This window comes from Kitasatospora sp. NPDC051170, from assembly GCF_044455705.1.
GTDB lineage: Bacteria > Actinomycetota > Actinomycetes > Streptomycetales > Streptomycetaceae > Kitasatospora.
Genome location: NZ_JBITFA010000015.1, coordinates 134,945 through 161,173 on the forward strand (window position 1 = coordinate 134,945; position 26,229 = coordinate 161,173).

Consider the following 26,229-nt stretch of genomic DNA (forward strand, 5'->3'; position numbering starts at 1 on the left):
CGACCGGGTGTGCCGCCACCGCCGTTCCTCACCTCAGTGCACTGCCGCCAGCTAGCCGATCAGCAGGCCCCGAGGTCGTTCCAGACGCCCCACGCGCCGCTGGCCGCGGGGTCGTCGCCCTTGGTCCACCACTTGTTCTGGTAGTAGTGGCCCTTCCACGACACCTTCGTCGGCGAGGCGTACGTGGTGCCCGCGTCCCAGCTCGGCGCACCCGCGCAACCGGCCGGCGTGGTCGGAGGCGTGGTGGGAGGCGTCGTCGGCGGGGTCGTCGGCGGCGTGGTGGGCGGCGTGGTCGGAGGCGTGGTCGGCGGGGTCGTGGGAGGCGTCGTCGGCGGAGTGGTCGGAGGCGTCGTGCCGCCGTCCACCGCGCCCCGGGTCAGGTCGCCCTTGAGCCCGTACAGCGTCCCGCCCACGTTGACCGTCCAGTTCGACGGCGTCGACACCGGCAGGTAGTAGACGAAGTCCAGGTCCACCGAGGCCCCCGGCGCCAGCGACTGCCAGCCCGGCAGCTTCACCGACACCCGGTTGTACGTGCCCTTCAACCCGCCCACGTTGCCCGGGCCCGGGTTGTCCTGACGGATCACCTGCAGACCGAAGCCCGACTGGTCCTTCGCGTTGCCCGGCGCCGAGTTGCTGTAGTCGAACTGGAACTCCGTCCCGCCCGGCAGCGTCAGCGTCGAGTTGTTGACGATGTGGATCTTCGGGTTGATCGGGTAGTTCGAGTCACCCAGCGCGAAGTTGGTGAACGACACATCCACCGGCAGCGTCTGCTGCGGCAGCGCGATCGTCGAGCGCGTCGCACCGTACGGCGAGGCCGCCTTGAACTTGTCGTACATCAGCGAGGTCAGCGTGTTGCCCGGCACGTACTGGCCCTTGCCGCCGTTGGCCGCCGGGTCCCACCTGTAGTCGCCCGCCAGCTCCCAGATCATCGCGCCACCGGCGTCCTGACCCACGATGTAGTCGGCCTTCGCGCCCACCGACTGCTCGTCCTCGGTGGACAGGAACACCTTCTTCGCGTCGTTCCACAGCCACGGCGCCGCCAGTGCGGAGCTGTAGTTGCGCACGTACGAGCCCTGCAGCGACGTGTCCGTCACGCCGTACTTCGCCAGGTAGTCGGGCACGATGCCCTTCTCCAGGTTCTTCGCGTGCCACATCGGGTTCGACCCGGCCGGGGACTCCTTGCCCGCGTCGTCCTTGTCGTTCCAGATGTTGTCGATGCCCACCGCGCCGTCACCGCACGCCGTCAGCCCCGAACCCACCGGGCAGGTCGTCGCCGAGGCCGTGCCCCAGAGACCGTTCGTCCCGCCCTGCACGTTCTTGAACCCGCGCGTGTAGTACGGCAGTCCGACGTTGATCCGGCCGCCCGGCATCGCGCCGCGGAAGTAGTGGTACGACCAGTCCGCGTTCAGGTAGCCGATGCCGCCGTACTGCCCGGTGCCGTACACGTTCGCGGCCGCCAGCTCGCCGTCCTTGCCGTCGTCGAACAGCGAGGCGTTCGGGCCGACGTACTTGTTCCAGGCGCCGTGCAGGTCGTACGACATGATGTTCACGTAGTCCAGGTACTGCGCCACCTGGAACGTCTCCATACCGCGCAGCAGGTACCCGGACGACGGGGCCGCCACCGACAGCAGGTAGTGCTTGCCGTCCGCCGCACCCGCCTTGTCCAGGTTCTCCCGCAGCGTCTTCATCAGCGCCGCGTAGCCCTTGGCCAGCGAACCGCGCTTGCCGTTCGCCAGCTGCCAGTCCAGCGGGTTGCCGGCGTCCTTCATCGACGTCGGGTACTCGTAGTCGACGTCCACGCCGTTGAACCCGTACTTGCGGATGAAGTCCACCGAGGACGCGGCGAAGGTGTCGATGCCCGCCTGGTTCACGCTGCCGTCCGGGTTGACGGTCATCGAGTAGAACCCGCCGGTGTTCACCCGCTTGCCGTCGTCACCGAAGTACCCGCCGGTCTCGGTCCAACCGCCCACCGAGATCATCGTCTTGACGTTCGGGTACTGCTTCTTGTACTTCGTCAGCAGGTTGAAGTGGCCCTTGTACGGCAGCGACGGGTCCAGCTCCGCACCGGGCACCCCCGGGAACGAGATCCCGGTCGCCTCGTTCGTCGGCCCGTCCGTACCCACCGACAGCTTGTTGTCGCCGCCGACGTGCCCGAACGCGTAGTTGAGGTGCGTCACCTTGTCCCAGGGGATGTCACTCACCAGGTAGGGCTGGTCGCCCTTCTTCCCGGTACGCCAACCCGTGAAGTACCCGATGATGCGCCGCTGGTGGTCCGCACCCATCTTCTCGCGCCCGCTCGTGTCGTACACCGAGCAGTACGGAACGTCCACCCCGGGCGTCTGGTACAGCCCGTCCGGCCGACAGGAGGCGTTGTCGACGGCCGCCGAGGCCTGCGACGGCACCGCACCCAGCGTCGCCATCACCAGCCCGGCCACACTCGCCGCCGCCAACGACAACGCACCGGCCCTGCCGGCCCTTCGCCCAACGACGGTGGGACGCCGCTGCGCAGTGTTTCGTATCAACACTCGGTCCTCCAGGAGAGAGTGTCGGCACGTGCCTGTGGGGGAGCACGCACGTGGGGGATTGCAATTGGCGCCGAAGGTATGTGGTCTGAACCACACAGGTCAATAGGTCTGGACCATTTGGTAATCAACAGTCAAACATCACAGGTCGGAACCTCACGACAACCGGTCATCGCTGGCCGAAAACCTGCCTTGCGGCGCCACCGGCAATCACGGTGTCCTCGCCGGAACCGAAGCTCTAGACTGAGGGCCATGCGGCCTTGGCGTAATAGGCAGCCGCGCGGGTTTTAGGTGCCCGTGGGAGAAATCCCGTGAGGGTTCGAGCCCCTCAGGCCGCACGAGCCTTGGAAACGAAGGCCCGCCCCGGGAGCTTCCCGGGGCGGGCCTTCGGTGTTCGGCGGACGGAGCGTCAGCCGAGGAGGGCCTTCACGACCGGGGTGAGGGCGCGGAATGCCTGGCCTCGGTGGCTGATGGCGTTCTTCTCCTCCGCCGTCATCTCCGCGCAGGTCCTGCTCTCGCCGAGGGGCTGGAGGACCGGGTCGTAGCCGAAGCCGTTGGTGCCGGCGGGCGCAGTGCGCAGGGTGCCGAGGAGGCGGCCTTCGACGACGCGTTCGGTGCCGTCGGGGAGGGCGAGGGCGGCGGCGCAGAAGAAGTGGGCGCCGCGGTGGGGTTCGGCGATGTCGGAGAGCTGGGCGAGCAGGAGGTCCAGGTTGGCGAGGTCGTCGCCGTGCTTGCCGGCCCAGCGGGCGGAGAAGATGCCGGGGGCGCCGTTGAGGACGTCCACGCAGAGGCCGGAGTCGTCGGCGACGGCGGGCAGGCCGGTGGCGCGGGCGAGGGCGTGGGCCTTGAGGAGGGCGTTCTCGGCGAAGGTGACGCCGGTCTCGGGGACGTCCGGGATCTCGGGGTAGGCGTCGGCGCCGACGAGTTCGACGTCCAGGCCGGCCTCGCCGAGGATGGCGCGGAGTTCGGCGACCTTGTGCTGGTTTCGGGTGGCGAGGATCAATCGGGTGGACATGCCGTCCACCCTATCCAGGCGGTCAGCCGCCGCAGACGGAGGCGAGGTTGGCGGCCGCGTCGCCGAGCGGCTTGAGGTCGGGGGTCTCCTTGCGGTCGACGGCCTGCTGGACCTTGTCGGCCTGCTTCTGCAGGTCGGTGACGGCCTTGGCGACGTCGGTGTTCTTGGAGTTCTTCCCGACCTGGTCGAGGTCGTTCTTCAGTTTCTGCAGGGCCTTGCCCGCAGCGGTCGAGTCGTTGCTCGCGTTGTCGTACGCCTTGGTGACGTCGGCGAGGTCGCCGGTGATCCTCACGGCGGTGTTCCCGCAGTCGAGCGCCTTCTGGGCGGCGGAGCAGCTGACCATGCTGAGCGGGAGGATGACGATCAGTCCGGCCACGGCGAGGGCGGCGGGGCGGGCGATGCTCGACGACGGCATCCGGTCCTCCTGGGGGGCGCGGGTTCCGTGGGGTGGGACGCGCGCCGGGGGATGCGCGGTTCCCGCAGCGGGGGGTCGCTGCGGGAACGGTACGACTCCGGGGCCCGACCTGTACAGCGGTGGTGCCGAGACCGGCTCTAGAGCGATTCGAGCGCCTTGCGCTGGATGTCGTCGAGTTCGGCGCAGCCGAGGGTGCCGAGGTCGAGGAGGCGGTCGAGGAGGGCGCGGTCGAAGGGTGCGCCTTCGGCGGTGCCCTGGACCTCGACGAAGCGGCCGTCGGAGGTGCAGACGATGTTCATGTCGGTCTCGGCGCGCACGTCCTCCTCGTAGCGGAGGTCGAGCATGGGGGTGCCGTCGATGATGCCGACGCTGACGGCGCTGACGCCGCCGGTGATGGGCTGGCCCTTGGCGCGCAGGATCTTGCGGTCGCGGGCCCAGGCGACGGCGTCGACGAGGGCGACGTAGGCGCCGGTGATGGCGGCGGTGCGGGTGCCGCCGTCGGCCTGGAGGACGTCGCAGTCGAGGACGATGGTGTTCTCGGCGAGGGCGCGGTGGTCGACGACGGCGCGCAGGGAGCGGCCGATGAGGCGGCTGATCTCGTGGGTGCGTCCGCCGATGCGGCCCTTGACGGATTCGCGGTCGCCGCGGGTGTTGGTGGCGCGGGGGAGCATGGAGTACTCGGCGGTGACCCAGCCTTCGCCGCTGCCCTTGCGCCAGCGGGGGACGCCTTCGGTGACGCTGGCGGTGCACAGCACCTTGGTGTCGCCGTAGGAGATGAGGACGGAGCCTTCGGCGTGCTTGCTCCAGCCCCGTTCGATGGTGATGGGTCGGAGCTCTTCGGGGGTGCGGCCGTCGATGCGTGACATAGCCACCGAGCGTAGCCGTTTCCGGGGGTGGTTCCGTCGCCTCGCTGCGGGGATGCGCCTCGGCCCGCCGTCCCCCTGGGCGGGGCGGCGGGCCGGGGTGGTCCGAGCCTGGGTGGCTCAGCTCACATCATGTCCTCGATGTCGGCGGCGATCGGGTCGGCGTCGGTGCCGATGACGACCTGGATCGCGGTGCCCATCTTGACGACGCCGTGGGCGCCGGCGGCCTTGAGGGCGGCCTCGTCGACGAGGGAGGCGTCCTTGACCTCGGTGCGCAGGCGGGTGATGCAGCCTTCGACCTCTTCGATGTTGTCGATGCCGCCCAGACCGGCGACGATCTTCTCAGCCTTGCTGGCCATCTGTTCTCTCCCTCTGTCTCGGCCCGCCGGCGGCTCTGCCGGGCGCCGTCCTGCGCTGTGCTGGGGTGGTCCTCGTCCGGGGGGTGGCGAGGGGGGTCGGCCGGTACTGACGCAGGGTCAGCGGTGGTCGTGCTGTCGGGCAGCGCGACCAGCATCGCCCGCGGCGGTCCGTTCCGCCACGTTAGTCCACTTTCGGCCCATTCCGGCGGGCGGGCTCCGGACCGTCGCCCGAGGATGACGATCAGCGGGGCTCGCGTCCCGGAGTGCGGCCTGCGTCCCACAGTGGTCTACACCAATATATGTGTACTCCGACGAACGCAGAAAGGACCCCGGGTGTTCCGGTCCCGCCCGAGGGTCCCGCAGGGGCCAGCGGCCCGGCAACTGCTCTCGGAGGGCGAAGGATGAGTTCGGCAGGCGCCACAGCCCCGCAGACCGTGTGGTGGCACACCTTCTACGGCGGGCTCCAGAAGATGGGCCGCTCGCTCCAGCTCCCGGTCGCGGTGCTGCCCGCGGCCGGCATCCTCAACCGGCTGGGCCAGCCGGACGTCTTCGGCGCGGACGGGCTGGGCTGGAACAACGTCGCGAAGGTCTTCGCCGCGGCCGGCGGCGCCCTGCTGGACTCCACCCTGGGCCTGCCGATGCTGTTCTGCATCGGGGTGGCGATCGGCATGGCCAAGAAGGCGGACGGTTCGACGGCGCTGGCGGCCGTGGTCGGCTTCCTCGTCTACTACAAGGTCCTGCACGCCTTCCCCGAGCACTGCAAGGCGCCGACGGTGCTGGTCAGCGACCAGTGCGTGGACTACTCCTCGGCGAAGGCGGCCAACGCGACGTTCCAGAACCCGGGGGTGCTCGGCGGCATCCTGATCGGCCTGATGTCGGCCTGGCTGTGGGTGCGCTTCCACCGCACCAAGCTGGTCGACTGGCTCGGCTTCTTCAACGGCCGCCGCCTGGTGCCGATGATCACCGCCCTGGTCGGCATGCTGACCGCCTGCCTGGCCCTGTGGGTCTGGCCGCCGATCGGCCGGGGCCTCAACGACTTCTCGCAGAACCTCGCCGACCTGGGCGCGGGCGGCGCCGGGATCTTCGGCCTGTTCAACCGCGCGCTGCTGCTGATCGGCATGCACCAGTTGCTGAACACCTTCGTGTGGTTCCAGTTCGGCGAGTTCACCAAGCCGGACGGCTCGATCGTGCACGGCGACATCCCGCGCTTCCTGGCGCACGACCCGACCGCGGGCCAGTTCCAGTCCGGCTTCTTCCCGATCATGATGTTCGCCCTTCCGGCGGCGGCCCTGGCCATCGCGCACGCGGCCAAGCCGCACCGCCGCAAGGAGATCTACGGCCTGATGCTCTCGGTCGGCCTGACCTCCTTCGTCACGGGCGTGACCGAGCCGATCGAGTACTCCTTCGCCTACATCGCCCCGGCCCTGTACGGCGTGCACGCGCTGCTGACCGGCGCCTCGATGGCGGTGACGTGGGGGCTCGGGGTGCACGACGGGTTCAGCTTCTCGGCGGGCCTGATCGACTACGTGATCAACTGGAGCCTGGCGACCAAACCGTGGCTGATCATCATCATCGGGCTCTGCTTCGCGGTGGTGTACTACGCGCTCTTCCGGTTCATCATCGTCAAATTCGACCTGAAAACCCCGGGCCGCGAGGACGAGAGCGAGGTCGAGGACATCACCAAGGCGTAGACGGCCTCCCGGCCCCGCCCGCGCCGCCGCTCGGGCAGCCCCCGCAAGGCCCCTGGACCCTTCGGTCCGGGGGCCTTGGGCCTTTTTTCGAATGGGACCTAATGCCCTGAGTGATATTCGACCCACCGAGGGCTCGGGCACATTCGCAAACGAGCGGATCGTTATTCCCGCCAATCCCCCGATTCCGTACGACCCGATCGCGAGGCTCGCCCCCGCCCGCCCCTGCCGCCGCTCCCGACCAGGGCTGAGCCCGGCCCCGCCGTCCGGCGGGGCCGGGCTCTTTTGTTGCGCAAATAGCCAAAATCCCGGAGCCCCAGGATTATCAAGATCGTCGTTCCCCGGGTAGGTTTCGATTTCATAGCGCTTCCCCGAAGCAGCGGTTTCCGGGGTTCCACCTCTTCTCCACCCGTGCTACAAAACTGGTCTACACCACGTGTGGTGTAGACCAGTTCGCGGTTCGGCCCCCCTGTGCCCAATCCCCCGACCGACCCGCCCTGCCGTAAGGAACCCACCCCCATGAGTCAGTCTGCGCAGGCACCGGCGCCCGCCACGGCTCCGGCCTCGCCAAGCCCCGCCAAGAAGTTCGGCCAGAGCCTCCTCCAGGGTCTGCAGAAGATCGGTCGCAGCCTCCAGCTCCCGGTCGCCGTGCTCCCGGCCGCCGGTCTCCTGATCCGGTTTGGCCAGCCCGATGTCTTCGGCAAGGACGGGCTCGGCTGGGGAAAGGTCGCCGAGGTCTTCGCCACCGCCGGCGACGCCGTCTTCACCAACCTGCCGCTGCTGTTCTGCGTCGGCGTGGCGATCGGCTTCGCCAAGAAGGCCGACGGTTCGACCGCGCTCGCCGCACTGGTCGGCTACCTCGTCTTCAAGAACGTGCTCACCGTCTTCCCGATCGACGGTTCCGTCACCGATGCCCTCCCGGCGGGCAAGCCGCAGAACCCGGGCGTCCTCGGCGGCATCGTCGTCGGTCTGCTGAGCGCCACGATCTGGCAGCGCTACCACCGCAAGCAGCTCGTCGACTGGCTCGGGTTCTTCAACGGCCGTCGCCTCGTCCCGATCATCATGGCCTTCGTCGGCACGCTGCTGGGCGTCGTCTTCGGCCTGGTCTGGGGCCCGATCGGCACCGGCCTGACCAACGCCAGCGACTGGCTGACCGGCCTCGGCACCGGCGGCGCCGGCATCTACGGCGTGCTGAACCGCGGCCTCATCCCCGTCGGCATGCACCAGTTCCTGAACACCTTCTTCCAGCAGCAGGTGGGCAGCTACACCGACGCCTCCGGCCACGTCTGGACCGGCGACATCCCGCGCTTCTTCCACGGCGACCCGACCGCCGGCCAGTTCATGTCCGGCTTCTTCCCGATCATGATGTTCGGCCTCCCGGCCGCCGCCCTGGCGATCGCCCACTGCGCGCGCCCGGAGCGCCGCAAGGCCGTCCTCGGCATGATGATCTCCGTCGGCCTGACCAGCTTCGCCACCGGTGTCACCGAGCCGATCGAGTTCTCGTTCATGTTCGTCGCCCCGGTGCTCTTCCTGATCCACGCCCTCCTCACCGGTGTCTCGATGGCCGTCACCTGGGGCCTGGGCGTGCACGACGGCTTCGGCTTCTCCGCCGGTCTGACCGACTACCTGCTCAACTGGAACCTGGCCACCAAGCCCTGGCTGATCATCCCGATCGGCCTGGTCTTCGGCGCGCTGTACTACTTCCTCTTCCGCTTCGCGATCACCAAGTTCAACCTCAAGACCCCCGGTCGCGAGGACGACGACGAGATCGAGGACGTCACCAAGGCGTAACTCCCCCTCCCTCCCCGAAGGCCCCGCCCCACCGCCGCTCACCCGGCGGCCCGGCGGGGCCTTCGGCGTTCCCCGGCGCTCCGGAACACGGTTGACGAATCCGCGGAAGCCCTGGTCAACTGAACGCGTGTACCACTCGTGCCCGCTGGTGACCCGCAGCCACATCGACTTCGGTCGCGTGTGGTCCGCGGCGTGTCGCGGCTGAGCCGACCCCTTCCCCCGCCGCCGCCCGGCTGAGTCCCCGCCCGGCGCCGGCCGTCCTCCCCGCCCGCCTCAGGGCGTGTCTTCACGCACCCGCCGCGCCCGCCGCACCCCCGTGTCCGTACGCACGGGACGGCCGCCGGCGTGCGTCCGCACGAGGAAAGTCAGGCTCAGCATGCCCCGTCCGCTGCACCTCTCCGCCGCCATCGACAGCCCCGGCCACTTCGAGGCCGGGCACTACGCCCGCCTCGCCCGCCTCGCCGAGGACGTCGGCCTGGACTTCGTCACCCTGGACGACTCCTTCGCCGCCGAGCCGCGCCGCCCCGACGCCCTGGCCACGTTCTCCCGGATCGCCCCGCTGACCAGCCGGGTCGGCCTGGTGCCCACCGTCACCACCACCCACACCGAGCCCTTCCACACCTCGATCTCCGTCAACACCCTGGACTGGGTCAGCGAGGGCCGGGCCGGCTGGCTGCTCGGCGTCTCCAGCACCGAGGCCGAGGCCAAGGCGTTCGGCCGCCGCCCGGTCGCCCCCGTCGACGAGCTGTGGGAGGAGGCCGCGGACGCCGCCGAGGTCGCCGCCCGGCTCTGGGACAGCTGGGAGGACGACGCGGAGATCCGCGACGCCGCCACCGGCCGGTTCATCGACCGCGACAAGCTCCACTACATCGACTTCGAGGGCCCGCGCTTCTCCGTCCGCGGCCCCTCCATCACCCCGCGCCCGCCGCAGGGCCGCCCGGTCGTGGTCGTCCCCGTGACCGCCGCCGACCTCGCCCCGGATGCCACCGCGGGCGGCCGCGCCCGGGTGGCCACCGCCATCCGGCACGCCGACGTCGTCCTGCTGGACGCCCCCGACCGCGCCACCCGCCTCACCGCCGCCACCGAACTGCGGCTGCGCTCCGGCGAGAACCTGCGCATCCTCGCCCGGATCGACGCCCCGCTCCCCTACCGCGCCGCCGAGGAGCGGCTGCTCGCCGAACTCACCGCCACCGGCACCGGCGTGGACGGCTACCACCTGGTGCCCGAGGAGCCGGAACGCGACCTGACGGCCCTCGCCGAGCGTCTCGCCCCCGCCCTGCGCGAGGCCGGACTGCTGCGCGCCGACCAGCCGGGCCGCACCCTGCGCGACCGCCTCGGCCTGGCCCGACCGGCCAGCCGCTACGCCTCCACCACCGCCAGTGCCAGTGCCACTGCCACTACCACCACCGCCCCCGCCGCCCTCGCCGAGGTGACCCGATGACGGACCGTCCGCTCAAGCAGATCCACCTGGCCGCGCACTTCCCCGGCGTCAACAACACCACCGTGTGGAGCGACCCGGCCGCCGGGAGCCACATCGCGTTCGACTCCTTCCGCCGCCTCGCGCAGACCGCCGAACGCGGCAAGTTCGACTTCTTCTTCCTCGCCGAGGGCCTGCGGCTGCGCGAGACCAACGGCCGCATCCACGATCTGGACGTGGTCGGCCGGCCCGAATCGATCACCGTGCTGAACGCGCTCGCCGCCGTCACCGAGCGGCTGGGCCTGGCCGCCACCGTCAACGCGACCTTCAACGAGCCGTACGAACTCGCCCGCCGCTTCGCCACCCTGGACCACCTCTCCGGCGGTCGCGCGGCCTGGAACGTGGTCACCTCCTCCGACGCGTTCACCGGGGAGAACTTCCGCCGCGGCGGCTACCTCGACCGCGCCGACCGCTACACCCGTGCCGCCGAATTCGTCGAGCTGGCACGGGAGTTCTGGGACGCCGACGATGACGACGTCCACCACAGCGGCCCGCAGTTCGAGGTCGAGGGTCGGCTCTCGCTGCCCCGCCCGCCGCAGGGCCACCCGGTGGTCATCCAGGCCGGGGACTCCGACGAGGGCCGGGAGTTCGCCGCCGCCCACGCCGACGTGATCTTCAGCCGGCACTCCACCCTCGCCGAGGGCCAGGCGTTCCACTCGGACGTCAAGCGCCGCCTCGCCGCGTACGGGCGCAAGCCGGACGAGCTGAAGATCCTGCCCGGGGCCACCTTCATCCTCGGCGACACCGACGCCGACGCCGCCGAGATCGCCGCCGAGGTCCGCCGCGCCCAGGTCAGCCCGCAGACCGCGATCAACTTCCTGGAGCAGGTCTGGGGCGTCGACCTCTCCGGCCACGACCCGGACGGGCCGCTGCCCGCCTTCGACCCCGACCCGGACAGCGCCCTGATCCAGGGCCGCGTCCGCCACGCCGACCCGGTGGCCACCGCCGAGCGCTGGCGGGCCGTGGCGGCGGAGAAGAAGCTGACCAGCCGTGAACTCGTCATCGAGCTGACCGGCCGCCAGTCCTTCGTCGGCTCCCCCGCCACCGTCGCCGAGCGGATCGATCACTTCGTGCAGAACGACGCATCGGACGGCTTCATCCTCGTCCCCCACCTCACCCCCGGCGGGCTGGACGTGTTCGTCGACCGCGTCGTCCCCCTCCTCCAGGAGCGCGGCGTCTTCCGCACCGAGTACACCGGCTCCACCCTGCGCGACCACCTGGGCCTCCCCGTTCCGGGGCGCCGATAGGAACGCCCCGGAACGCCCCGGGTCAGCGCATCGCGCGGCGGCGCCGGACCAGGGCCAGCAGCGCGGCGCCGCCGCCGAGCAGCAGGGCGGCGACGCCCGCGGCCGGACGGTCCCAGCCGGTGTCGGCCCCGGTGGCGGCCAGGCTCCCGCCCGTCTCCGCCGGGTGCTCCGACCACGGGGTCACCCCGCCGTCCGCCGCGATCAGGGGCTTCTCCTCCTTGACCGCGGCGGCGGCCGCGGCACCGGCCGGGGTGACGGCCGGGGTGACGGCCGGGGTGACGGCCGGGGTGACGGCCGCCGCCGGCTGCACGGCCGGCGCACCGCCGCCCTCCGGCGCAGCGGGGGCGCCGCCCCGGTCGGCCGGCGCGGCGGTCGGCACAGCGGTCGGCACGCTGGTCGGCGCGGGCGCCGAGGGGGCGATGACCTGCACGGACGCGCCGTCCGAGCACAGGGTGGTGCCCCGGAACGGCATGCCCTCGTTGACGAACACGCACGGGTTCAGCGAGGTCCTGCCGACCGGCATGTCGGCGGGGAAGGACACCCGGACCCGCCGGACGCCGTAACTCCCCGGAGCGGCGGAGGAGTCGCGGCCCTCGACGTAGAAGCCCGCCGGGTCGTCCGGGACGGAGACGACCGGCGCGATCGGGGCCCAGGTGCCGTCCGTGCCCCGGACCTCGACCTTGGCGTGCCGGTCGGCGAACAGCACGTTGCCGAGGTTGGTGTAGGCGGACGGGGTCGGGTTCGCGAGCTGCACCTCGAACTCGATCGGCGCACCGCCGGCCACCGCCGTCCCGGGCACGCCGACCACCGAGTTGGAGATCGAGCCGATCACGATCGTCCGGGTGTCGGGGGCCGTCTCGGCCGGTGCGTCCTGCGGACCCCTGGCGGTGCTCCGGAGGCTGATGGTGGGGCCGACACCGCCGTTGCTCGCGCCGTTGTGCGGCTCGCCCATCGGGGCGCCGATGCGCAGCCGGACCTCCTTGCCGCCCTGGGGCACCAGGATCGCGCCGGTGACACCGCTGCTCACCGTCCGGTCCGCCTCGGTGCGGACGGTCAGCGGCACGCTCTCCCAGGCGCCCTGCGCGTTGACGTAGTCGAGGCTCAGGGCGTGCGGCGGGGTGCCGATCGCCGTGTCGACCGACAGTTCGAGCGTCACGGAGAGGTTCCGGTCCCACCGGTTGCCGATGGTCTCGGTGAACTCGACGGGCGCGCCCGCGAAGCCGATCTCGTTCGGGGCGTGGACGGTGAGGCTGAGCGGCCCGGACTCGGCGGAGGCCGGGGTGGCGAGCGCGGCGCCGCCGGCGAGCAGTGCGGAGGTGAGCGCGACCGCCGGAACGAGGCGGCGGGCCTGGCGCAGGGCGCGGTTGGTCGTACGCATGGGAATCCCCCCTGGATTCTGCGTTCCGGCACGGCGGAGCCGCATCCGGGCAGCACGAAGCGAGCCTGGTCGATGGGTGTGTGTCGCGGCCGCGCCCGATGGGCCGGCCGGTGCGGCGGTGTTCCCGCCTCTCATCCACCAAGACGTGCGGGTGCCCCGGGGGTTGCGGGTGGGTTCCGAAGTTTTTTCGGGGATCTTCGAAACCCCGTCCGGCTCGGGCCGATTCAGATCTCGTACACCGCGCCGGGCACGGCGAGGTCGACCGGCCCGTCGTAGGCGGCCGCGGCGTCGCGGCGGTTGTGCTCGGCGTCCGTCCACGGGGGGATGTGGGTGAGGACGAGCCGGCGGGCGCCGGCGGCGGTGGCGTGTTCGCCGGCTTCGCGGCCGTTGAGGTGGACGGCCTGGTAGGTGTCGCGGCCGTCGATGTAGGCGGCTTCGCAGAGGAACAGGTCGGTGTCGCGGGCGAGTTCGACGAGTTCGGCGCTCTCGCCGGTGTCTCCGGAGTAGACGAGGGAGCGGCCGTCGTGCTCGACGCGGAAGGCGAAGGCGTCGACGGGGTGGTTGACGCGGGCGACGTGGACGCGGAACGGGCCGAGGCGGAAGGTGCCGGGGGTGAGGGTGCGGAACTCGAAGACCTCCTTCATCCCCGGGTTCTCCGGCATGTCGTAGGCGCGGGCGAGGCGTTCGGCGGTTCCGGGCGGTCCGTAGACGGGCAGGAGTTCGGGGCAGCCTTCGGCGCGGTAGTTGCGGGCGACCCAGTAGGCGCACAGGTCGACGCAGTGGTCGGCGTGCAGGTGGCTGAGGAGCACGGCGTCGACGTCGTACAGGCCCGTGTACTTCTGCAGCGCGCCGAGGGCTCCGTTGCCGAGGTCGAGGACGATGCGGTAGCCGTCCGCCTCGACGAGGTAGCTGGAGCAGGGGGAGTCGGCGGACGGGAAGCTCCCCGAACACCCCACCACGGTCAGTTTCATCCGAGCCCCTCCGCCCCGACACGTCCTGGCTGCTGCTGGAAAACGGCAGGCCGGGCCGGGTGGACCGACCGGTAGCACTGCGTTGGTGTGTCGAGGGTAAGGGTGGCGGGGCACTTTGCCCCCGTCCCCGTGCCGGGCTGTGGCTGGAATCACCAGAAGGGTGGGCCGCGGGCGCGGCGGCGGTGATCAGCGACTGCGGGGGCGGTTGCGGGCCCAGGCGCGGATGGTGTCCGGGTACCAGCGGGGGTGGCCGCTGCCGTCGATGACGTCCGGGTCGGGCAGCAGGCCGTGGCGGCGGTAGTTGCGGACGGTCTCGGGCTGGACGTTGATGTGGCGGGCGATCTCGCCGTAGGACCACAGGTCGTTCCTCACGGGCACCTCCGGGGGCGGGGCGGGTGTCGTGAGGCAGCTTTTCCGGACGTTCTGTGGTGTTCACGGCAGAACGGGCGTCGTGGCAGATCCGTGACGAACCGGGAGCACCGTACGGACAAATGGCCCACGACCGGCGGACGAACGGCCACCGGTCACTCCGGTCACGGTGGTCGCGCCCGCCGCCGGGCCGGTACGGTTCGCCGAATGAGTGGCATGAGTGGTCTGAGCGGTGTCCCGCTGGTCCTGGCGGTGGCGGGCGTGGCCGTGGTCGCGGCCGTCGCGGCGGCGCTGGTACGGCGTGCCCGTACGACCGTCGCACCGGAGACCACCGCGCCGAGCCGCGGGCCGCGGACGACGGGCCCGCGTCCGCAGGAGATCTGGTGGGCGCAGGTGCCGTTCGAGGACGGCCCGGGCGCGAAGGACCGCCCCTGCCTGGTGCTGCGGGTGAACGGCCGGACGGCGACGGTCGCGAAGATCACCAGCAAGCAGCACGCCCGCCCCGGGGTACTGGCGCTGCCGCCCGGTTCGACGGGCGACCGCCAGGGGCGGACGAGCTGGCTGGAGACGGACGAGCTGCGCGAGGTGCCGCTGCGCGACTTCCGCCGCCGCGCGGGCACGGTGGACGGGCAGCTCTGGGCCCGCGTCCAGCGCGAGGTCCAGGGGTAGGCCCGGGAGCCAGGCCCGGAGCAGGGCCCGCGCGCAGCGGGCCCTGAACGGCGGCTAGGCCCAGAGCTGGCCCTGGAGCGCCTCGACGGCGGCCTCGGTGGTCTCGGCGGTGTAGATGCCGGTGGACAGGTACTTCCAGCCGCCGTCCGCGACGACGAAGACGATGTCGGCGCGCTCCCCCGCCGCGGCGGCCTTGCGGCCGACGCCGATGGCGGCGTGCAGGATGGCGCCGGTGGAGACGCCCGCGAAGATGCCCTCCTGCTGGAGGAGTTCGCGGGTGCGGCGGACGGCGTCGGCGGAGCCGACGGAGAAGCGGGTGGTGAGGACCTCGGCGTCGTACAGCTCGGGGACGAAGCCCTCGTCGAGGTTGCGCAGCCCGTAGACCAGGTCGTCGTAGCGCGGTTCGGCGGCGACGATCTTCACGCCGGGGACCTTCTCGCGCAGGTAGCGGCCGACGCCCATGAGGGTGCCGGTGGTGCCGAGGCCCGCGACGAAGTGGGTGACGGTCGGCAGGTCGGCGAGGATCTCGGGGCCGGTGCCGGCGTAATGGGCGCCGGCGTTGTCGGGGTTGCCGTACTGGTAGAGCATGACCCATTCGGGGTGCTCGGCGGCGGTCTCCTTGGCGATGCGCACGGCGGTGTTGGAGCCGCCGGCGGCCGGGGAGGAGATGATCTCGGCGCCCCACATGCGCAGGAGTTCGCGCCGTTCCTCGCTGGTGTTCTCGGGCATCACGCAGACCATGCGGTAGCCCTTGAGCTTGGCGGCCATGGCGAGGGAGATGCCGGTGTTGCCGCTGGTGGGCTCGAGGATGGTGCAGCCGGGGGTGAGCCGGCCGTCGGCCTCGGCGCGCTCGATCATGTGCAGCGCGGGGCGGTCCTTGACGGAGCCGGTGGGGTTGCGGTCCTCCAGCTTGGCCCAGAGGTTCACCAGGCCCTCGGTGTTGCCGGGTACGGCGGCGGACAGCCGGGGCAGGCGCACCAGCGGGGTGTTGCCGACCGCTTCGAGCGGACTGTCGTAACGCAAGGGGGCCTCCGGCCGCGGCGTCGGGGGTGCACGGGGATCGGGGGTGCACGGGGACGGCTCCCCCTGCCGGGTGGGCGGGGGAGCCGGGAGGTCAGCGGGCGCCGCCGGCGACGGCGGGCAGGATGGTGACGCTGTCGCCGTCGGCGAGGGCGGTGGAGATGCCCTCCAGGAAGCGCACGTCCTCGTCGTTGAGGTAGACGTTCACGAAGCGGCGCAGCTCGCCGCCCTCGAGGAGGCGGGCGGCGATGCCCGGGTGGCGGGCGTCGAGGTCGGTGAAGAGTTCGCCGAGGTTGGTGCCGTTGCCCTCGACGGCCTTCGCGCCGTCGGTGTAGGTGCGGAGGATGGTCGGGATGCGGACCTCGATGGCCATGGGTGCGCTCCTGTGCGAGTCGTGTGGGGTGGGTGGGCCGCAGCGGGCGCGGCAGGGCGGTGCCCCGGGCTCGACGCCTCGGTGGTGGCGGGCCCCGGGTGGGGAGGGTCGGCTATCGGCGCGAGCGCGCGGGCGTGCCGGGACAGATCGCGCCGGCGTGCCGGCACAGGTCGATGTGCAGGCGCGCCACGAGGCGGGTGCCCGGGGCCTGGTTGCTCACATCGACGGAACGCATGGGCTCATCGTATAGATTCCCGGGCCCGCCGGGACATGCCCGTCTCATGGTGCGGATGTTCCCGTTCCCAGGGGTGAGACGACACGGGCCCGCCGACCACTCGCACGGGGTCGGCGGGCCGCGTCCAGGTGGGTGCGGGGTCAGGCCGGGTAGGCCTCGACGACCTGGACGTCTTCCTCTGCGATCTCGCCGTCCAGGATGCGGAACGAGCGGAACTGGTACGGGTCGTCCTCGCCGTTGCCCTCGGCGGTGGAGACCAGGACGTAGTGGGCCTGGGGCTCGGAGGCGTAGCTCACGTCGGTGCGGGAGGGGTACGCCTCGGTGGCGGTGTGCGAGTGGTAGACGATCACGAACTCCTCGTCGCGGTCGTCCATCTCGCGGTGGAGCTTGAACAGGTCGCCCGAGTCGAACTCGTAGAAGGTGGGCGAGCGGGCGGCGTTGAGCATGGGGATGAACCGCTCGGGCCGGTCGCTGCCTTCCGGTCCGGCGACCACGCCGCAGGCTTCGTCCGGGTGGTCGGCGCGGGCGTGGGCCACGATCCGGTCGCGGATCTCTCGGGTGATGGTCAGCATGTGGTCAGGATAGACACGCCCCCGCGGGCCCCGGGAGAGGGACCGGAACGGGGGCGTCCGAGCCTCGGTCAGCGGGTGTCCGCGTTCGCGTCGCGGGCGTGCAGGTGGTCGTGGGCGAGGCCGTGGGCGGCCTGCGGATTGCGGCGCTTGAGCACCTGGTAGCCGATGACGAGCAGCAGCGCCCAGCAGGGGAAGACGTACAGGGAGATGCGGTTGTCCTCGTCGAGGGCGATGAGGACCACGACCATCGCGAGGAAGGCGAGGGCGGCCCAGCTGGTCCAGGTGCCGCCGGGGGCCTTGAAGCTGGGCGGCGGCAGGTGGCCGGCCCGCCAGGCCTTCCGGTAGCGGATCTGGGAGACCAGGATCATCGCCCAGGTCCAGATGCCGCAGACGGTGGCGACGGAGGTGATGTACTCGAACGCCCGTTCCGGGACGAGGCGGTTGAGGATCACGCCGGCGCCCATCAGCAGGCAGGAGACGGTGATCGCGAAGGCCGGGGTGCGGCGGGAGTTGAGCGCGGTGAGCCGGCCGGGGGCCTGCCCGCGCAGGGCGAGGTCGCGCAGCATCCGGCCGGTGGAGTACATGCCGGAGTTGCAGGAGGACAGGGCGGCGGTGAGCACCACGAAGTTGATGATGCCGGCGGCCGCGGGGATGCCGATCTTGCCGAAGGCGGCGACGAACGGGCTGACGCCGGGCTGGAATTCGGTCCACGGGACGAGGGAGAGGATGACGGCCAGGGCGCCGATGTAGAACAGCGCGATGCGCCAGGGCAGGGTGTTGATGGCGCGCGGGAGGGTCTTCCGGGGGTTCTCGCTCTCGCCGGCGGTGACGCCGACGAGTTCGACGCCGAGGTAGGCGAACATGACGATCTGCAGGGTCATCACGGTGGCGCCGATGCCCTTGGGGAAGAAGCCGCCGTTCTGCCACAGGTGGGTGACCGACGCGGTGTCACCGGCCTTGCTGAAGCCGAGGGTCAGGACGCCGATGCCGATGAGGATCATGCCGATGATGGCGGTGACCTTCACCATGGAGAACCAGAACTCGATCTCGCCGAACAGCTTCACGGAGATCAGGTTGGCCGCGTAGAGGATGACCAGGAAGACCAGGGCGCTGAGCCACTGGGGGATGTCGGGGGCCCAGAAGCGGACGTAGACGGCGGCGGCGGTGGTCTCGGCCATGCCGGTGACGACCCAGAAGAGCCAGTACGTCCAGCCGGTGACGTACCCGGCGAAGGGGCCGAGGAACTCGCGGGCGTACTCGGCGAAGCTGCCGGAGACGGGGCGGTAGGTGAGGAGTTCGCCCAGGGCGCGCATGATCGCGAAGATGACCACGCCGGCGACGGCGTAGGAGAGGATCAGGCTCGGCCCGGACTTGGAGATCGCGGTGCCGGCGCCGAGGAAGAGGCCCGTGCCGATCGCCCCGCCGATGGCGATCATCTGGATCTGACGGCTGCCCAGGCCCCGCTCGTACCCCTCCTCGTCCGGTGCGGTGTCGACGACTTGGTCATACGGCTGTTCGGCCATGGGAACCGTCCTGGGGGTCTCGTGGGGTGGGGAAGTCGTACCACGGAGCGTTCGGACAGCGGTGTTCATCTGAGCGATATTTGAGCATGGCCTGATAGGGTTTCGCCCGTTTTGAACGGAAAAGCCCCGGCAGATCGTCCAGATACTGGACGAATCGACCGGGGCGTGCCCGACGGCGGGCAGGATCAGCCCGTCATCGCCTCCAGCAGCGACTCCTGGAGCGCGCCGAACCAGAGGTAGGCCACGACCAGCGGCTTGCGCTCGTCCCCGTCCGGCAGGTCGTAGAGGCCCCGCTCGTCCTCCTCGGTGACCTCCAGCCGGGAGCCGAGGACGAGCCGCACGTCGTTCAGCGCGCCCAGCCAGCGCAGGCACTCGGGGGCGGCCAGCTTCAGCAGGCCCCCGTCCCCGAGGCCGTTCAGCGAGTGGACGACGGCGAGGGCGTCCTCGCGCTTGCGGGTGCGCAGGTCGGGCTCGGTGTACCGGCGGAACTCACCGGACGCCTCCCGGCTCTCGGCGTCCTCGGGCTTGCCCGGGTCGCCGTAGGCGTCGGGGAAGAGCCGGGCCAGCGCCGGGTCGGCGGGCGCCTCCGTCGGCCCCTCGGCGAACAGCGCGGCCAGCGGGTCGCCGCCGTCCTCGCCGCCCGGACCGGGGCCGATCAGCTCCAGCATCTGCACCTCGAAGGTGCGCAGGATGGCGACCTCCAGCTCGTCCAGCGCGAGCGCGGCGCCGCCGTCTCCGGTGCTCTCGAACAATGCGGCCATCTGTATCGGTCAGCCCGTCCTCGTCGTCTCGGTGCCCCGCGGAATCGGTCCCGCAGAATCGGTGTCCCGCGGAATCGGTGCCCCGCGGAATCGGTCTTCCGCGGATGCGGGTGGGATCAGTCGTGCTGGAGCGTGGCCCAGAGGCCGTAGCCGTGCATGGCCTGCACGTCCCGCTCCATCTCCTCGCGGGTGCCGCTGGAGACCACCGCCCGGCCCTTGGTGTGCACGTCCATCATCAGCTTGCGGGCCTTGTCCTTCGGGTAGCCGAAGTAGGCCTGGAAGACGTACTGGACGTAGCTCATCAGGTTGACCGGGTCGTTGTGCACGATGGTCACCCAGGGCGTGTCCGGTTCGACCACCGGTTGAGCTTCGACCTCCGGGCGCTCGATCTCCACGGGCGCGACACTCACCGCCGGGCCTCCTTCGTCGCGCAGGCGTCTGCGCTCTCGTCCATTACCCCGTCCATGACCCCTCCTGCCCCATGCTGCCATCCGGGGGACACCCGGGCGATTCCGCCCCGGCGTACGTCGCGAGAAATCGTCACTTTGACGCTAAGTGGTAGTAGCATCATCCTCATGGACGCCACCTCAGTGCGCGCGGCCGGGTCGACCGCGCTGCTCACCGACCGCTACGAGCTCACCATGCTGCAGGCCGCCCTGCGCAGCGGGGCCGCGCACCGCCGATCCGTCTTCGAGGTCTTCACCCGGCGCCTGCCCGCCGGCCGCCGCTACGGCGTCATGGCCGGCACCGGCCGGGTGCTCGACGCCGTCGAGAACTTCCGCTTCGACACCGCCCAGCTGGACTGGCTCGCCTCCCAGGGCGTCGTCGACGAGGACACCCTCGCCTTCCTCTCCGGCTACCGCTTCCGCGGCGACATCCACGGCTACCCCGAGGGCGAGGTCTACTTCCCCGGCTCGCCGCTGCTCACCGTCGAGGGCAGCTTCGCCGAGGCGGTGATCCTGGAGACCGTCATCCTGTCGATCCTCAACTTCGACTCGGCGATCGCGGCCGCCGCCTCCCGGATGACCGCCGCCGCCGGAGGCCGTCCGGTCATCGAGATGGGCGCCCGCCGCGCCCACGAGCAGGCCGCCGTGGCCGCCGCCCGCGCCGCGTACGTCGCCGGGTTCGCCGCCACCTCCGACCTTCAGGCCGGCTTCACCCACGGCATCCCGACCACCGGAACGGCCGCGCACGCGTTCACCCTGGTGCACGACACCGAGCGGGACGCCTTCCGCGCCCAGATCGCCTCCATGGGCAAGGGCACCACCCTGCTGGTCGACACCTTCGACCTGCGCGAGGCCGTCCGCACCGCCGTCGAGGTGGCCGGGCCCGAACTGGGCGCCGTGCGCATCGACTCCGGCGACCTCACCCTCCTCGCCCACCGGGTGCGCCGCCAGCTGGACGAGCTCGGCGCCTCCAAGACCCGCATCATCGTCACCTCGGACCTCGACGAGTACGCCATCGCCGCCCTGGCCGCCGCGCCCGTGGACGGCTACGGCGTCGGCACCAGCCTCGTCACCGGCAGCGGGGAGCCGACCTGCGCGATGGTCTACAAGCTCGTCGCCCGCGAGGAGCGCCCCGGCGGGCCGCTGATCCCCGTGGCCAAGCGCGCGGCCGGCGGCAAGACCAGCGTCGGCGGCCGCAAGTGGGCCGCCCGCCGGCCCGACGCCGAGGGCGTGGCCGAGGCCGAGGTCGTCGGCACCGGCCCCGTCCCGGCCGAGCTCGAGGCGCACGTGATCCAGGTGCCGCTGGTCAAGGCCGGCGAGACCGTCGGACGCGAGCCCCTGACCGCCGCCCGCGAGCGCCACGTGCGCGCCCGCTCCGCCCTGCCCCTGTCGGCCACCCAGCTCTCCAAGGGCGAGGCCGTCATCCCCACCGAACTGCTCGTCTGACGGCCCACCGGGCCGGGGCGGCACCCGGGAGCGCGCACGGGCGGCGGACACAACCCTTCCGCCCCCGCGCGCCACTCCCTAGAGTCAGCCGTAGAGTTCCCCTGCTCCCCACTCCTCCATCCGAAGACATCCGCACTCCCACATCCGAGGACGCGAACCATGCACCGGGCACTGATCGTCGTCGACGTGCAGAACGACTTCTGCGAGGGCGGCAGCCTGGCCGTCGCCGGCGGCGCCGAGGTGGCCGCCGCCATCACCGACCTGATCGCCGAGTCCTCCCCCGGCTACCACCACATCCTCGCCACCCGCGACCACCACCTCGACCCGGGCGACCACTTCTCCGCCGAGCCCGACTTCGTCCGCAGCTGGCCCCCGCACTGCGTGGCCGGGACCGAGGGCGTGGGCTTCCACCCCAACTTCGCCCCCTCGGTGATCTCCGGCGCGGTGGAGGCGGTGTTCGACAAGGGCGCCTACTCGGCGGCCTACAGCGGGTTCGAGGGGCTCGACGAGAACAACCGCGGCCCGGTGGAGTGGCTGCGCGAGCGGCAGGTCGACGAGATCGACGTGGTCGGCATCGCCACCGACCACTGCGTGCGCGCCACCGCGCTGGACGCCGCCCGGGCGGGGTTCCGCACCCGGGTGCTGCTGGACCTCACCGCCGGGGTGTCGGCGCAGACCACCGCCGAGGCGCTGGAGGAGCTGCGGGAGGCCGGGGTCGAGCTGGTCGGCAGCCCGGTCGTCCGCTCGTAACGCCCCGCTCCGGGGCGGGGCTTCAGACCACGAGCAGCTCCACCACGTCCGTCCCGCCCACCCGGTGGGCCTCGCACAGCTCCTCGCGGACGGCCTCCGGATCGGCGGCGAGCCGGGCGCCGGAGACGTACACCACCCGGATGCCCAGGTACTCCATCCGGTGCTGGCCACCGCGCACCCAGGCCGCCTCGCCCTCGCTCACGCAGCGCAGGTCCGAGTCCACCTCGACGGCGACGCCGTGGCGCGGCCAGTACAGGTCGGGGACGGCGATGTACGTGCCGCCGCGCATCCGCAGCTCGGGGGCCTCCAGCGAGGCGGGCAGCTCCCACCGGTCCGCCAGTGCGCGGAGCTCCTGGCGCACGAAGTCCCGTTCGGCGGCGAGGAGTTCGTCCAGGGCGGCGCGCACCCGGGGCTCGGCCGTCAGGCCGCAGTCGGCGAGTTCCGCGGCCAACTCCCGTACGGTGCAGCGGCCTTCGGCGCGGCCGGATCCGGTGCGCCCGGCTGCAATGCGTCCAGCTGCGGTGCGTCCGACTTCGCTGCGTCCGACTTCGGTGCGTCCGCCCCCGGTGCGGGCCACGGCCTCGCGCAGCACCGCGCGCACCGGGGCCGCGTCGCCGCCCGGCTGCGCCGTCCACTCCAGCAGCGCGTCGGCCACCGCCCGGGCCACCGGGGCGCAGGCCAGCCCGTGCACCGAGCGGGCCTCCAACTCCCGTTCCGTACGCCGGATCCGGACCTCGCCGACGTCCTTGAGGCGGCGCTGGCGCGGCACCAGCACGTCCACCCCGGTCACCGCCGGAAGGCGGGGCACGGTGGCGAAGCCGTACAGGGCCAGCGCGGCCGTGCCGGTGATCACCGCACCCTCGCGTCGGCCCTCCTCCCGGCCGTTCTGCGCCGCGTACAGCAGCGCGGCCCACATCCGCTGCTCCGGGGTCGGCTCGCCGGACTGCAGCAGGTAGACCCTCGGCAGCAGCCGCTGCCAGGGACCGCCGCGGCGGCAGTGCTCGGTGATGACCCGGGCCGGCACGCCCCGGGCACGCAGCTGGCTCGCGGTGACGACGTTCTGCTGACGCTGCGCCAACTCCTCGAGGGACGGCGGCGGCGAGGGAATCCGGTAGCTCATGCCGACACCATCCCCAACCGCCCGGGCCCGCGACCGGCAGCCTGACGCACTGTTACTCAACCGTCGCGAAACCGGGACCAGCCTGCACTAAAGTCCTCATACCCTCACCCATTCGGAGGATTTGTCTTTCGTAAGCTTGTCGGATCTGATCGAAAATGATCACCCACCAGGGGATCTGACCCAGCGTGATCAAGGGCATACGCCAAGGAACTCCCCAGGCGTCAATCCCACCCCGAAGATTGCCTAGGCTTACGTCATGTCACGTGACGAGACCGCCGGCCTCCGCGCGGCCCAGCTCCGCCTCGGCCGCCTGCCCGGATACGTCCGCCGCCCGGACCCGGCCCGCCGCAGCGGGGAGAAGGGCCATACGTACAAGAAGGGCTGGGAGGTCCGCTTCACCGCCCGCAGCGAGGCGGAGATAGCGGAGATCCGCGACCTCGTGGTCGCCGCAGGATTCGCCCCGGCCAGACCCTTCTTCAAGGGCCACCAACTCATCCAACCGGTGTACGGCATGGCGGCCGTTCAGGCGTACCTGGCGGCTAGACAGATGGCGGAGGAACACGCCGCCCGCGCCGCACTCGGACGCAGACGGCGGGCGCCGGGGGCGCGCGCGGGCAGTGCGCACGCCGGAGGGACCGCGCACCAGCCGGGCGCATCGCATCAGAGCTCCGGCGCGGGGCACCGGTACGACCGGGAGGAGACCGCGGCGACCGGCCCCGTCGCCGCCGCGGCCGTTGTCGCCGACTCCGCCCCGGTGGCCGACTCGGCCGCCGCCGAGCTCGCCCGGAAGCGGGCCGTGGAGGCGTTCCCCTCGCAGGTCGAGCGGAGCACCGCGGCCGACGACCGGGCCGTGCCACTCCTCCCGCCGCAGGTCGCCCCCGGGGAGGTGCACACCACCCACTGACCGTCACATCCCGTACCACGTCCCGCACTTGACCGCCGGGACGTGGTCGACATGCACCGTGGCGACCGACAGGCGCGGGCCGGTCCCGACCACCGCCGATCCACCGCCCGGCGATCCGGTGCGCCGTCACCGCGACGAGCGCACCGCCCATCCCCCACCACCCGTGGGTGTGCGGACCACCACCGGCACGGGCGTGGGCGAGGTTGTGCGACCGGTAGTGCGGATACGGCTTCGCGCCGTGGGCGTGGACGCAGGCCGCCGCAGGGCCTACGGTGGCACATCAACCGCATCGCGGCCCTTGCCGTGCTCCGCCCTTCGACCAGCCTCTGACCAGCCACGACGTGCTCGCAACAAGTCCCCCGCACCGCCTCGGGACGCACCCTCGCCGCCCCTCGGGCCACGGCCCTCCCCCGTTCCCCACCACACCCACCGCCCCACGGCTCCGACCGCCACCGGAACCGGACGGCCGGCGACGGGTTCCGGGCATTCCATCGGATTGGTCACCCAGTGCACCGGGGGCCTACCGTAGAGTGAGCACAGATGATCGACCGTCAGATACCCATCTCCCTTGCCGAGAAGACGAGATGATCAACCGTCACATGGGTTCTACCGGCCCGGCCGCAGAGGCCGGCGCGGAGGAGGAACCGGAGGGCCTGCCACCGGAGGTACTGCCGCAGGTGCCGCCGGACGTGCCGCTGGAGTTCGCCGCCTTCTGCGAACTCCACCGCCCCCGGTACCTCAGCTATGCCCGCGTGTGGCTGACCGAGCACGCCGCCGCAGCCACCGCCGTCCAGCAGGCGTTCGCCGAAATCGCCGTCCAGTGGCGCGAGTTGCTCGGAAGCTCCAACCCCACCGCGCGGGCCTGGCAGATCCTGCGCGGCACCGTCGCCGAACACAGCACCCGCCGCGCCTCCACCAACCCGGCCGACCCGACCGACCCCACCGTCCTGCGCCGGGTGGACACCACCGAGCAGGACCGCCGGCCCGTCGACGACGACCTGGCGATCCTGCACTACGTGGTCGGGCTGGCCGCACCCGAGATCGCCGACGTCATCGGCACCGACACCGCCAGCGTCGCCGGGCGCCTGCGGCGCACCATGCTGCGCGAGGCCACCGGCTGGTGAGCCCGTCCCCGGCTCAGACCCGCGCGCCCGTCACGTCGACGAGGTGGTGGACCGGGTCGTGGATCAGGTAGCGGGAGAAGGACTCCACCGTGAAACGGGCCCCGTCGCTACGGGCACCGGTGCGCAGCCACTGCTCCCCCGCCACGGCCTCGAAGGCCGCGGCCAGCGTCTCCGCGGCCTCCGCCAGCTCCCCCGCCACCACGCCCGGCCGCTGCTCGCCGTAGCGCTCGGCCAGGGCCGTCTCGTCCTGGTCCCAGTTCGGGAAGAGCGGGCCGTCCTCGTCGAGCATCAGGTTCAACCGGACGTGGAACAGCCGGAAGACGTCCCGGACGTGGCAGGCGTACTCCAGCGGCGACCACACCGCCGGCTCCGGGCGCAGCCGCAGCTCGTCCTCCCCGCCCCCGCCCAGGAGGGCCAGCCAGCCCTCCGCGTTCGCCCGGATCATCCCGGCGACGTCCTCCCGCACCACCGCCGGGGTGTTCAACCCGCAGTCGGGGCAGGGGCGTTCCAGGACCCAGGTCCAGTCCTTGGTGTCGGGGACGATCTCCTCGGCCGCGCTCGCGGCGTGCTGCTCGGTGCTCATGGGCCCAGCATCTCCGCCTCGCCACCCCGCCCACCAGCGGCAGGACCGCCAGCCGTCGCCGAAATGCCGCCAGGGGGTGGGTCAGTACGCGTGCTCGTTCTCGTGCTCGTTCTCGTGCTCGCGCTCGTACTCCGCCCGGGCCTCCAGCAGGCCCTGCAGGTTCGCGCGGCTCCACGTGCACACCGCGTCCATCGGCCCCAGCAGCGTCCGGCCCAGCGGCGTCAGCGCGTACTCGACCCGGGGCGGGTTCTCCGCGAACTCCGTCCGCGACACCACGCCGTCCTGCTCCATCGACCGCAACGACTCCGCCAGCACCTTCGCGGTGATCGCCCCCAGCGGCACCCGCAGCTCCGAGAACCGGCGCGGGCCGCCCTCCAGACAGCGGATGATCTTCCAGGCCCACTTCCTGCTCCCCAGCACCGGCACGGTCTGCACGGGGCAGTCGGCGGGGAAGAAGTCCGCCGACAGCGGCTCCAGCACGCTCTGCGTCATGCCCCGACCGTACCCCGGCCCCCGCACGGTCGCGCCGGTACCGTTGAAGTAACCGGCACCCCCTGACCTACCGTCCCCTCAACGGCGGGCGACAGCGCCCGCCCACGAGCGGAACG

27 protein-coding genes and 1 tRNA gene are annotated in these 26,229 nt (G+C 71.7%); 10 read left to right on the plus strand and 18 right to left on the minus strand.

Annotation, left to right across the window (positions count from 1 at the left end):
- Window positions 1-59 precede the first annotated feature (59 nt).
- Entirely contained in the window at window positions 60-2,420 is a 2,361-nt protein-coding gene (locus ACIBCA_RS28370) for a chitinase C-terminal domain-containing protein (RefSeq protein WP_396285943.1), read from the minus strand.
- 356 nt (window positions 2,421-2,776) lie between these two features.
- Here ACIBCA_RS28370 and ACIBCA_RS28375 point away from each other — a divergent pair.
- Window positions 2,777-2,860 (plus strand) — tRNA-Leu (locus ACIBCA_RS28375).
- Window positions 2,861-2,931: 71 nt separating this feature from the next.
- Here the strand turns inward: ACIBCA_RS28375 and rdgB are convergent.
- From rdgB to ACIBCA_RS28395, 4 genes are all read right to left on the minus strand, one after another.
- Window positions 2,932-3,537 (minus strand): RdgB/HAM1 family non-canonical purine NTP pyrophosphatase, encoded by a 606-nt coding sequence (gene rdgB, locus ACIBCA_RS28380; protein WP_396285851.1) that lies wholly within the window; start codon window positions 3,535-3,537, stop codon window positions 2,932-2,934.
- A 22-nt stretch (window positions 3,538-3,559) separates the two neighbouring features.
- A complete protein-coding gene (locus ACIBCA_RS28385; protein ID WP_396285852.1) occupies window positions 3,560-3,952 on the minus strand; it encodes a hypothetical protein in 393 nt (130 codons plus the stop codon).
- A gap of 137 nt (window positions 3,953-4,089) precedes the next feature.
- A complete protein-coding gene (gene rph / locus ACIBCA_RS28390) occupies window positions 4,090-4,818 on the minus strand; it encodes a ribonuclease PH (protein ID WP_396285853.1) in 729 nt (242 codons plus the stop codon).
- Between the two features lie 122 nt (window positions 4,819-4,940).
- Entirely contained in the window at window positions 4,941-5,174 is a 234-nt protein-coding gene (locus ACIBCA_RS28395) for a glucose PTS transporter subunit EIIB (protein WP_030060521.1), read from the minus strand.
- Between the two features lie 401 nt (window positions 5,175-5,575).
- On the opposite strand from ACIBCA_RS28395, the gene ACIBCA_RS28400 reads away from it, so the two are divergent.
- The 4 genes from ACIBCA_RS28400 to ACIBCA_RS28415 all read left to right on the plus strand — a co-directional run bounded on the left by ACIBCA_RS28400 (window position 5,576) and on the right by ACIBCA_RS28415 (window position 11,377).
- Entirely contained in the window at window positions 5,576-6,865 is a 1,290-nt protein-coding gene (locus tag ACIBCA_RS28400; protein ID WP_396285854.1) for a PTS transporter subunit EIIC, read from the plus strand.
- Between the two features lie 516 nt (window positions 6,866-7,381).
- The gene (locus ACIBCA_RS28405) at window positions 7,382-8,653 is read left to right on the plus strand and encodes a PTS transporter subunit EIIC (protein WP_396285855.1); all 1,272 of its coding nucleotides are present in this window, start codon (window positions 7,382-7,384) and stop codon (window positions 8,651-8,653) included.
- Between the two features lie 376 nt (window positions 8,654-9,029).
- Window positions 9,030-10,094, plus strand: a complete 1,065-nt coding sequence (locus ACIBCA_RS28410; protein ID WP_396285856.1) for an LLM class flavin-dependent oxidoreductase — start codon at window positions 9,030-9,032, stop codon at window positions 10,092-10,094.
- Window positions 10,091-11,377 (plus strand): NtaA/DmoA family FMN-dependent monooxygenase, encoded by a 1,287-nt coding sequence (locus tag ACIBCA_RS28415; protein WP_396285857.1) that lies wholly within the window; start codon window positions 10,091-10,093, stop codon window positions 11,375-11,377. Before ACIBCA_RS28410 ends, ACIBCA_RS28415 begins: the two co-directional genes overlap by 4 nt.
- A gap of 22 nt (window positions 11,378-11,399) precedes the next feature.
- On the opposite strand, the gene ACIBCA_RS28420 is transcribed toward ACIBCA_RS28415, so the two are convergent.
- The 3 genes from ACIBCA_RS28420 to ACIBCA_RS28430 all read right to left on the minus strand — a co-directional run bounded on the left by ACIBCA_RS28420 (window position 11,400) and on the right by ACIBCA_RS28430 (window position 14,104).
- Entirely contained in the window at window positions 11,400-12,755 is a 1,356-nt protein-coding gene (locus tag ACIBCA_RS28420; RefSeq protein ID WP_396285858.1) for a hypothetical protein, read from the minus strand.
- Between the two features lie 224 nt (window positions 12,756-12,979).
- Window positions 12,980-13,726: an MBL fold metallo-hydrolase gene (locus ACIBCA_RS28425; protein ID WP_396285859.1), complete on the minus strand. Its 747-nt coding sequence runs from the start codon at window positions 13,724-13,726 to the stop codon at window positions 12,980-12,982.
- Window positions 13,727-13,912: 186 nt separating this feature from the next.
- A complete protein-coding gene (locus ACIBCA_RS28430) occupies window positions 13,913-14,104 on the minus strand; it encodes a MerR family transcriptional regulator (protein WP_396285860.1) in 192 nt (63 codons plus the stop codon).
- 198 nt (window positions 14,105-14,302) lie between these two features.
- Here ACIBCA_RS28430 and ACIBCA_RS28435 point away from each other — a divergent pair, with 198 nt between their 5' ends.
- The gene (locus tag ACIBCA_RS28435) at window positions 14,303-14,764 is read left to right on the plus strand and encodes a type II toxin-antitoxin system PemK/MazF family toxin (protein ID WP_396285861.1); all 462 of its coding nucleotides are present in this window, start codon (window positions 14,303-14,305) and stop codon (window positions 14,762-14,764) included.
- Between the two features lie 54 nt (window positions 14,765-14,818).
- Here ACIBCA_RS28435 and ACIBCA_RS28440 read toward each other — a convergent pair whose 3' ends face one another.
- The 7 genes from ACIBCA_RS28440 to clpS form a co-directional block, all read right to left on the minus strand.
- Window positions 14,819-15,787: a PLP-dependent cysteine synthase family protein gene (locus ACIBCA_RS28440; protein ID WP_396285862.1), complete on the minus strand. Its 969-nt coding sequence runs from the start codon at window positions 15,785-15,787 to the stop codon at window positions 14,819-14,821.
- A 91-nt stretch (window positions 15,788-15,878) separates the two neighbouring features.
- Window positions 15,879-16,157, minus strand: coding sequence for a MoaD/ThiS family protein (locus tag ACIBCA_RS28445; protein WP_031070314.1), 279 nt, complete (start codon window positions 16,155-16,157; stop codon window positions 15,879-15,881).
- A gap of 112 nt (window positions 16,158-16,269) precedes the next feature.
- Window positions 16,270-16,392 carry a putative leader peptide gene (locus tag ACIBCA_RS28450; protein ID WP_267884022.1) on the minus strand — a complete coding sequence of 41 codons (123 nt, stop codon included), beginning with the start codon at window positions 16,390-16,392 and terminating at the stop codon, window positions 16,270-16,272.
- A gap of 140 nt (window positions 16,393-16,532) precedes the next feature.
- Window positions 16,533-16,964, minus strand: coding sequence for a Mov34/MPN/PAD-1 family protein (locus ACIBCA_RS28455; protein ID WP_396285863.1), 432 nt, complete (start codon window positions 16,962-16,964; stop codon window positions 16,533-16,535).
- 68 nt (window positions 16,965-17,032) lie between these two features.
- Window positions 17,033-18,487: an amino acid permease gene (locus ACIBCA_RS28460; RefSeq protein WP_396285864.1), complete on the minus strand. Its 1,455-nt coding sequence runs from the start codon at window positions 18,485-18,487 to the stop codon at window positions 17,033-17,035.
- 185 nt (window positions 18,488-18,672) lie between these two features.
- Window positions 18,673-19,248, minus strand: coding sequence for a DUF2017 domain-containing protein (locus ACIBCA_RS28465; protein WP_396285865.1), 576 nt, complete (start codon window positions 19,246-19,248; stop codon window positions 18,673-18,675).
- A 116-nt stretch (window positions 19,249-19,364) separates the two neighbouring features.
- Entirely contained in the window at window positions 19,365-19,658 is a 294-nt protein-coding gene (clpS, locus tag ACIBCA_RS28470) for an ATP-dependent Clp protease adapter ClpS (protein ID WP_396285866.1), read from the minus strand.
- A 165-nt stretch (window positions 19,659-19,823) separates the two neighbouring features.
- Between clpS and ACIBCA_RS28475 the strand changes: the two genes are divergently transcribed.
- Both ACIBCA_RS28475 and ACIBCA_RS28480 read left to right on the plus strand, forming a co-directional pair.
- Window positions 19,824-21,140 (plus strand): nicotinate phosphoribosyltransferase, encoded by a 1,317-nt coding sequence (locus ACIBCA_RS28475; RefSeq protein ID WP_396285867.1) that lies wholly within the window; start codon window positions 19,824-19,826, stop codon window positions 21,138-21,140.
- Between the two features lie 159 nt (window positions 21,141-21,299).
- The gene (locus ACIBCA_RS28480; RefSeq protein ID WP_396285868.1) at window positions 21,300-21,890 is read left to right on the plus strand and encodes an isochorismatase family protein; all 591 of its coding nucleotides are present in this window, start codon (window positions 21,300-21,302) and stop codon (window positions 21,888-21,890) included.
- Between the two features lie 22 nt (window positions 21,891-21,912).
- Here ACIBCA_RS28480 and ACIBCA_RS28485 read toward each other — a convergent pair whose 3' ends face one another.
- On the minus strand, window positions 21,913-23,010 hold the full coding sequence (locus ACIBCA_RS28485; protein ID WP_396285869.1) for a hypothetical protein: 1,098 nt from the start codon (window positions 23,008-23,010) through the stop codon (window positions 21,913-21,915).
- Between the two features lie 256 nt (window positions 23,011-23,266).
- On the opposite strand from ACIBCA_RS28485, the gene ACIBCA_RS28490 reads away from it, so the two are divergent.
- Window positions 23,267-23,914 carry a hypothetical protein gene (locus ACIBCA_RS28490; RefSeq protein WP_396285870.1) on the plus strand — a complete coding sequence of 216 codons (648 nt, stop codon included), beginning with the start codon at window positions 23,267-23,269 and terminating at the stop codon, window positions 23,912-23,914.
- Window positions 23,915-24,498: 584 nt separating this feature from the next.
- Window positions 24,499-25,038, plus strand: a complete 540-nt coding sequence (locus ACIBCA_RS28495; RefSeq protein ID WP_396285871.1) for a hypothetical protein — start codon at window positions 24,499-24,501, stop codon at window positions 25,036-25,038.
- A 13-nt stretch (window positions 25,039-25,051) separates the two neighbouring features.
- Here the strand turns inward: ACIBCA_RS28495 and ACIBCA_RS28500 are convergent, their stop codons facing one another.
- Window positions 25,052-25,621, minus strand: a complete 570-nt coding sequence (locus ACIBCA_RS28500) for a DinB family protein (protein WP_396285872.1) — start codon at window positions 25,619-25,621, stop codon at window positions 25,052-25,054.
- Window positions 25,622-25,702: 81 nt separating this feature from the next.
- Window positions 25,703-26,113, minus strand: a complete 411-nt coding sequence (locus tag ACIBCA_RS28505) for a winged helix-turn-helix transcriptional regulator (protein WP_396285873.1) — start codon at window positions 26,111-26,113, stop codon at window positions 25,703-25,705.
- Window positions 26,114-26,229 lie beyond the last annotated feature (116 nt).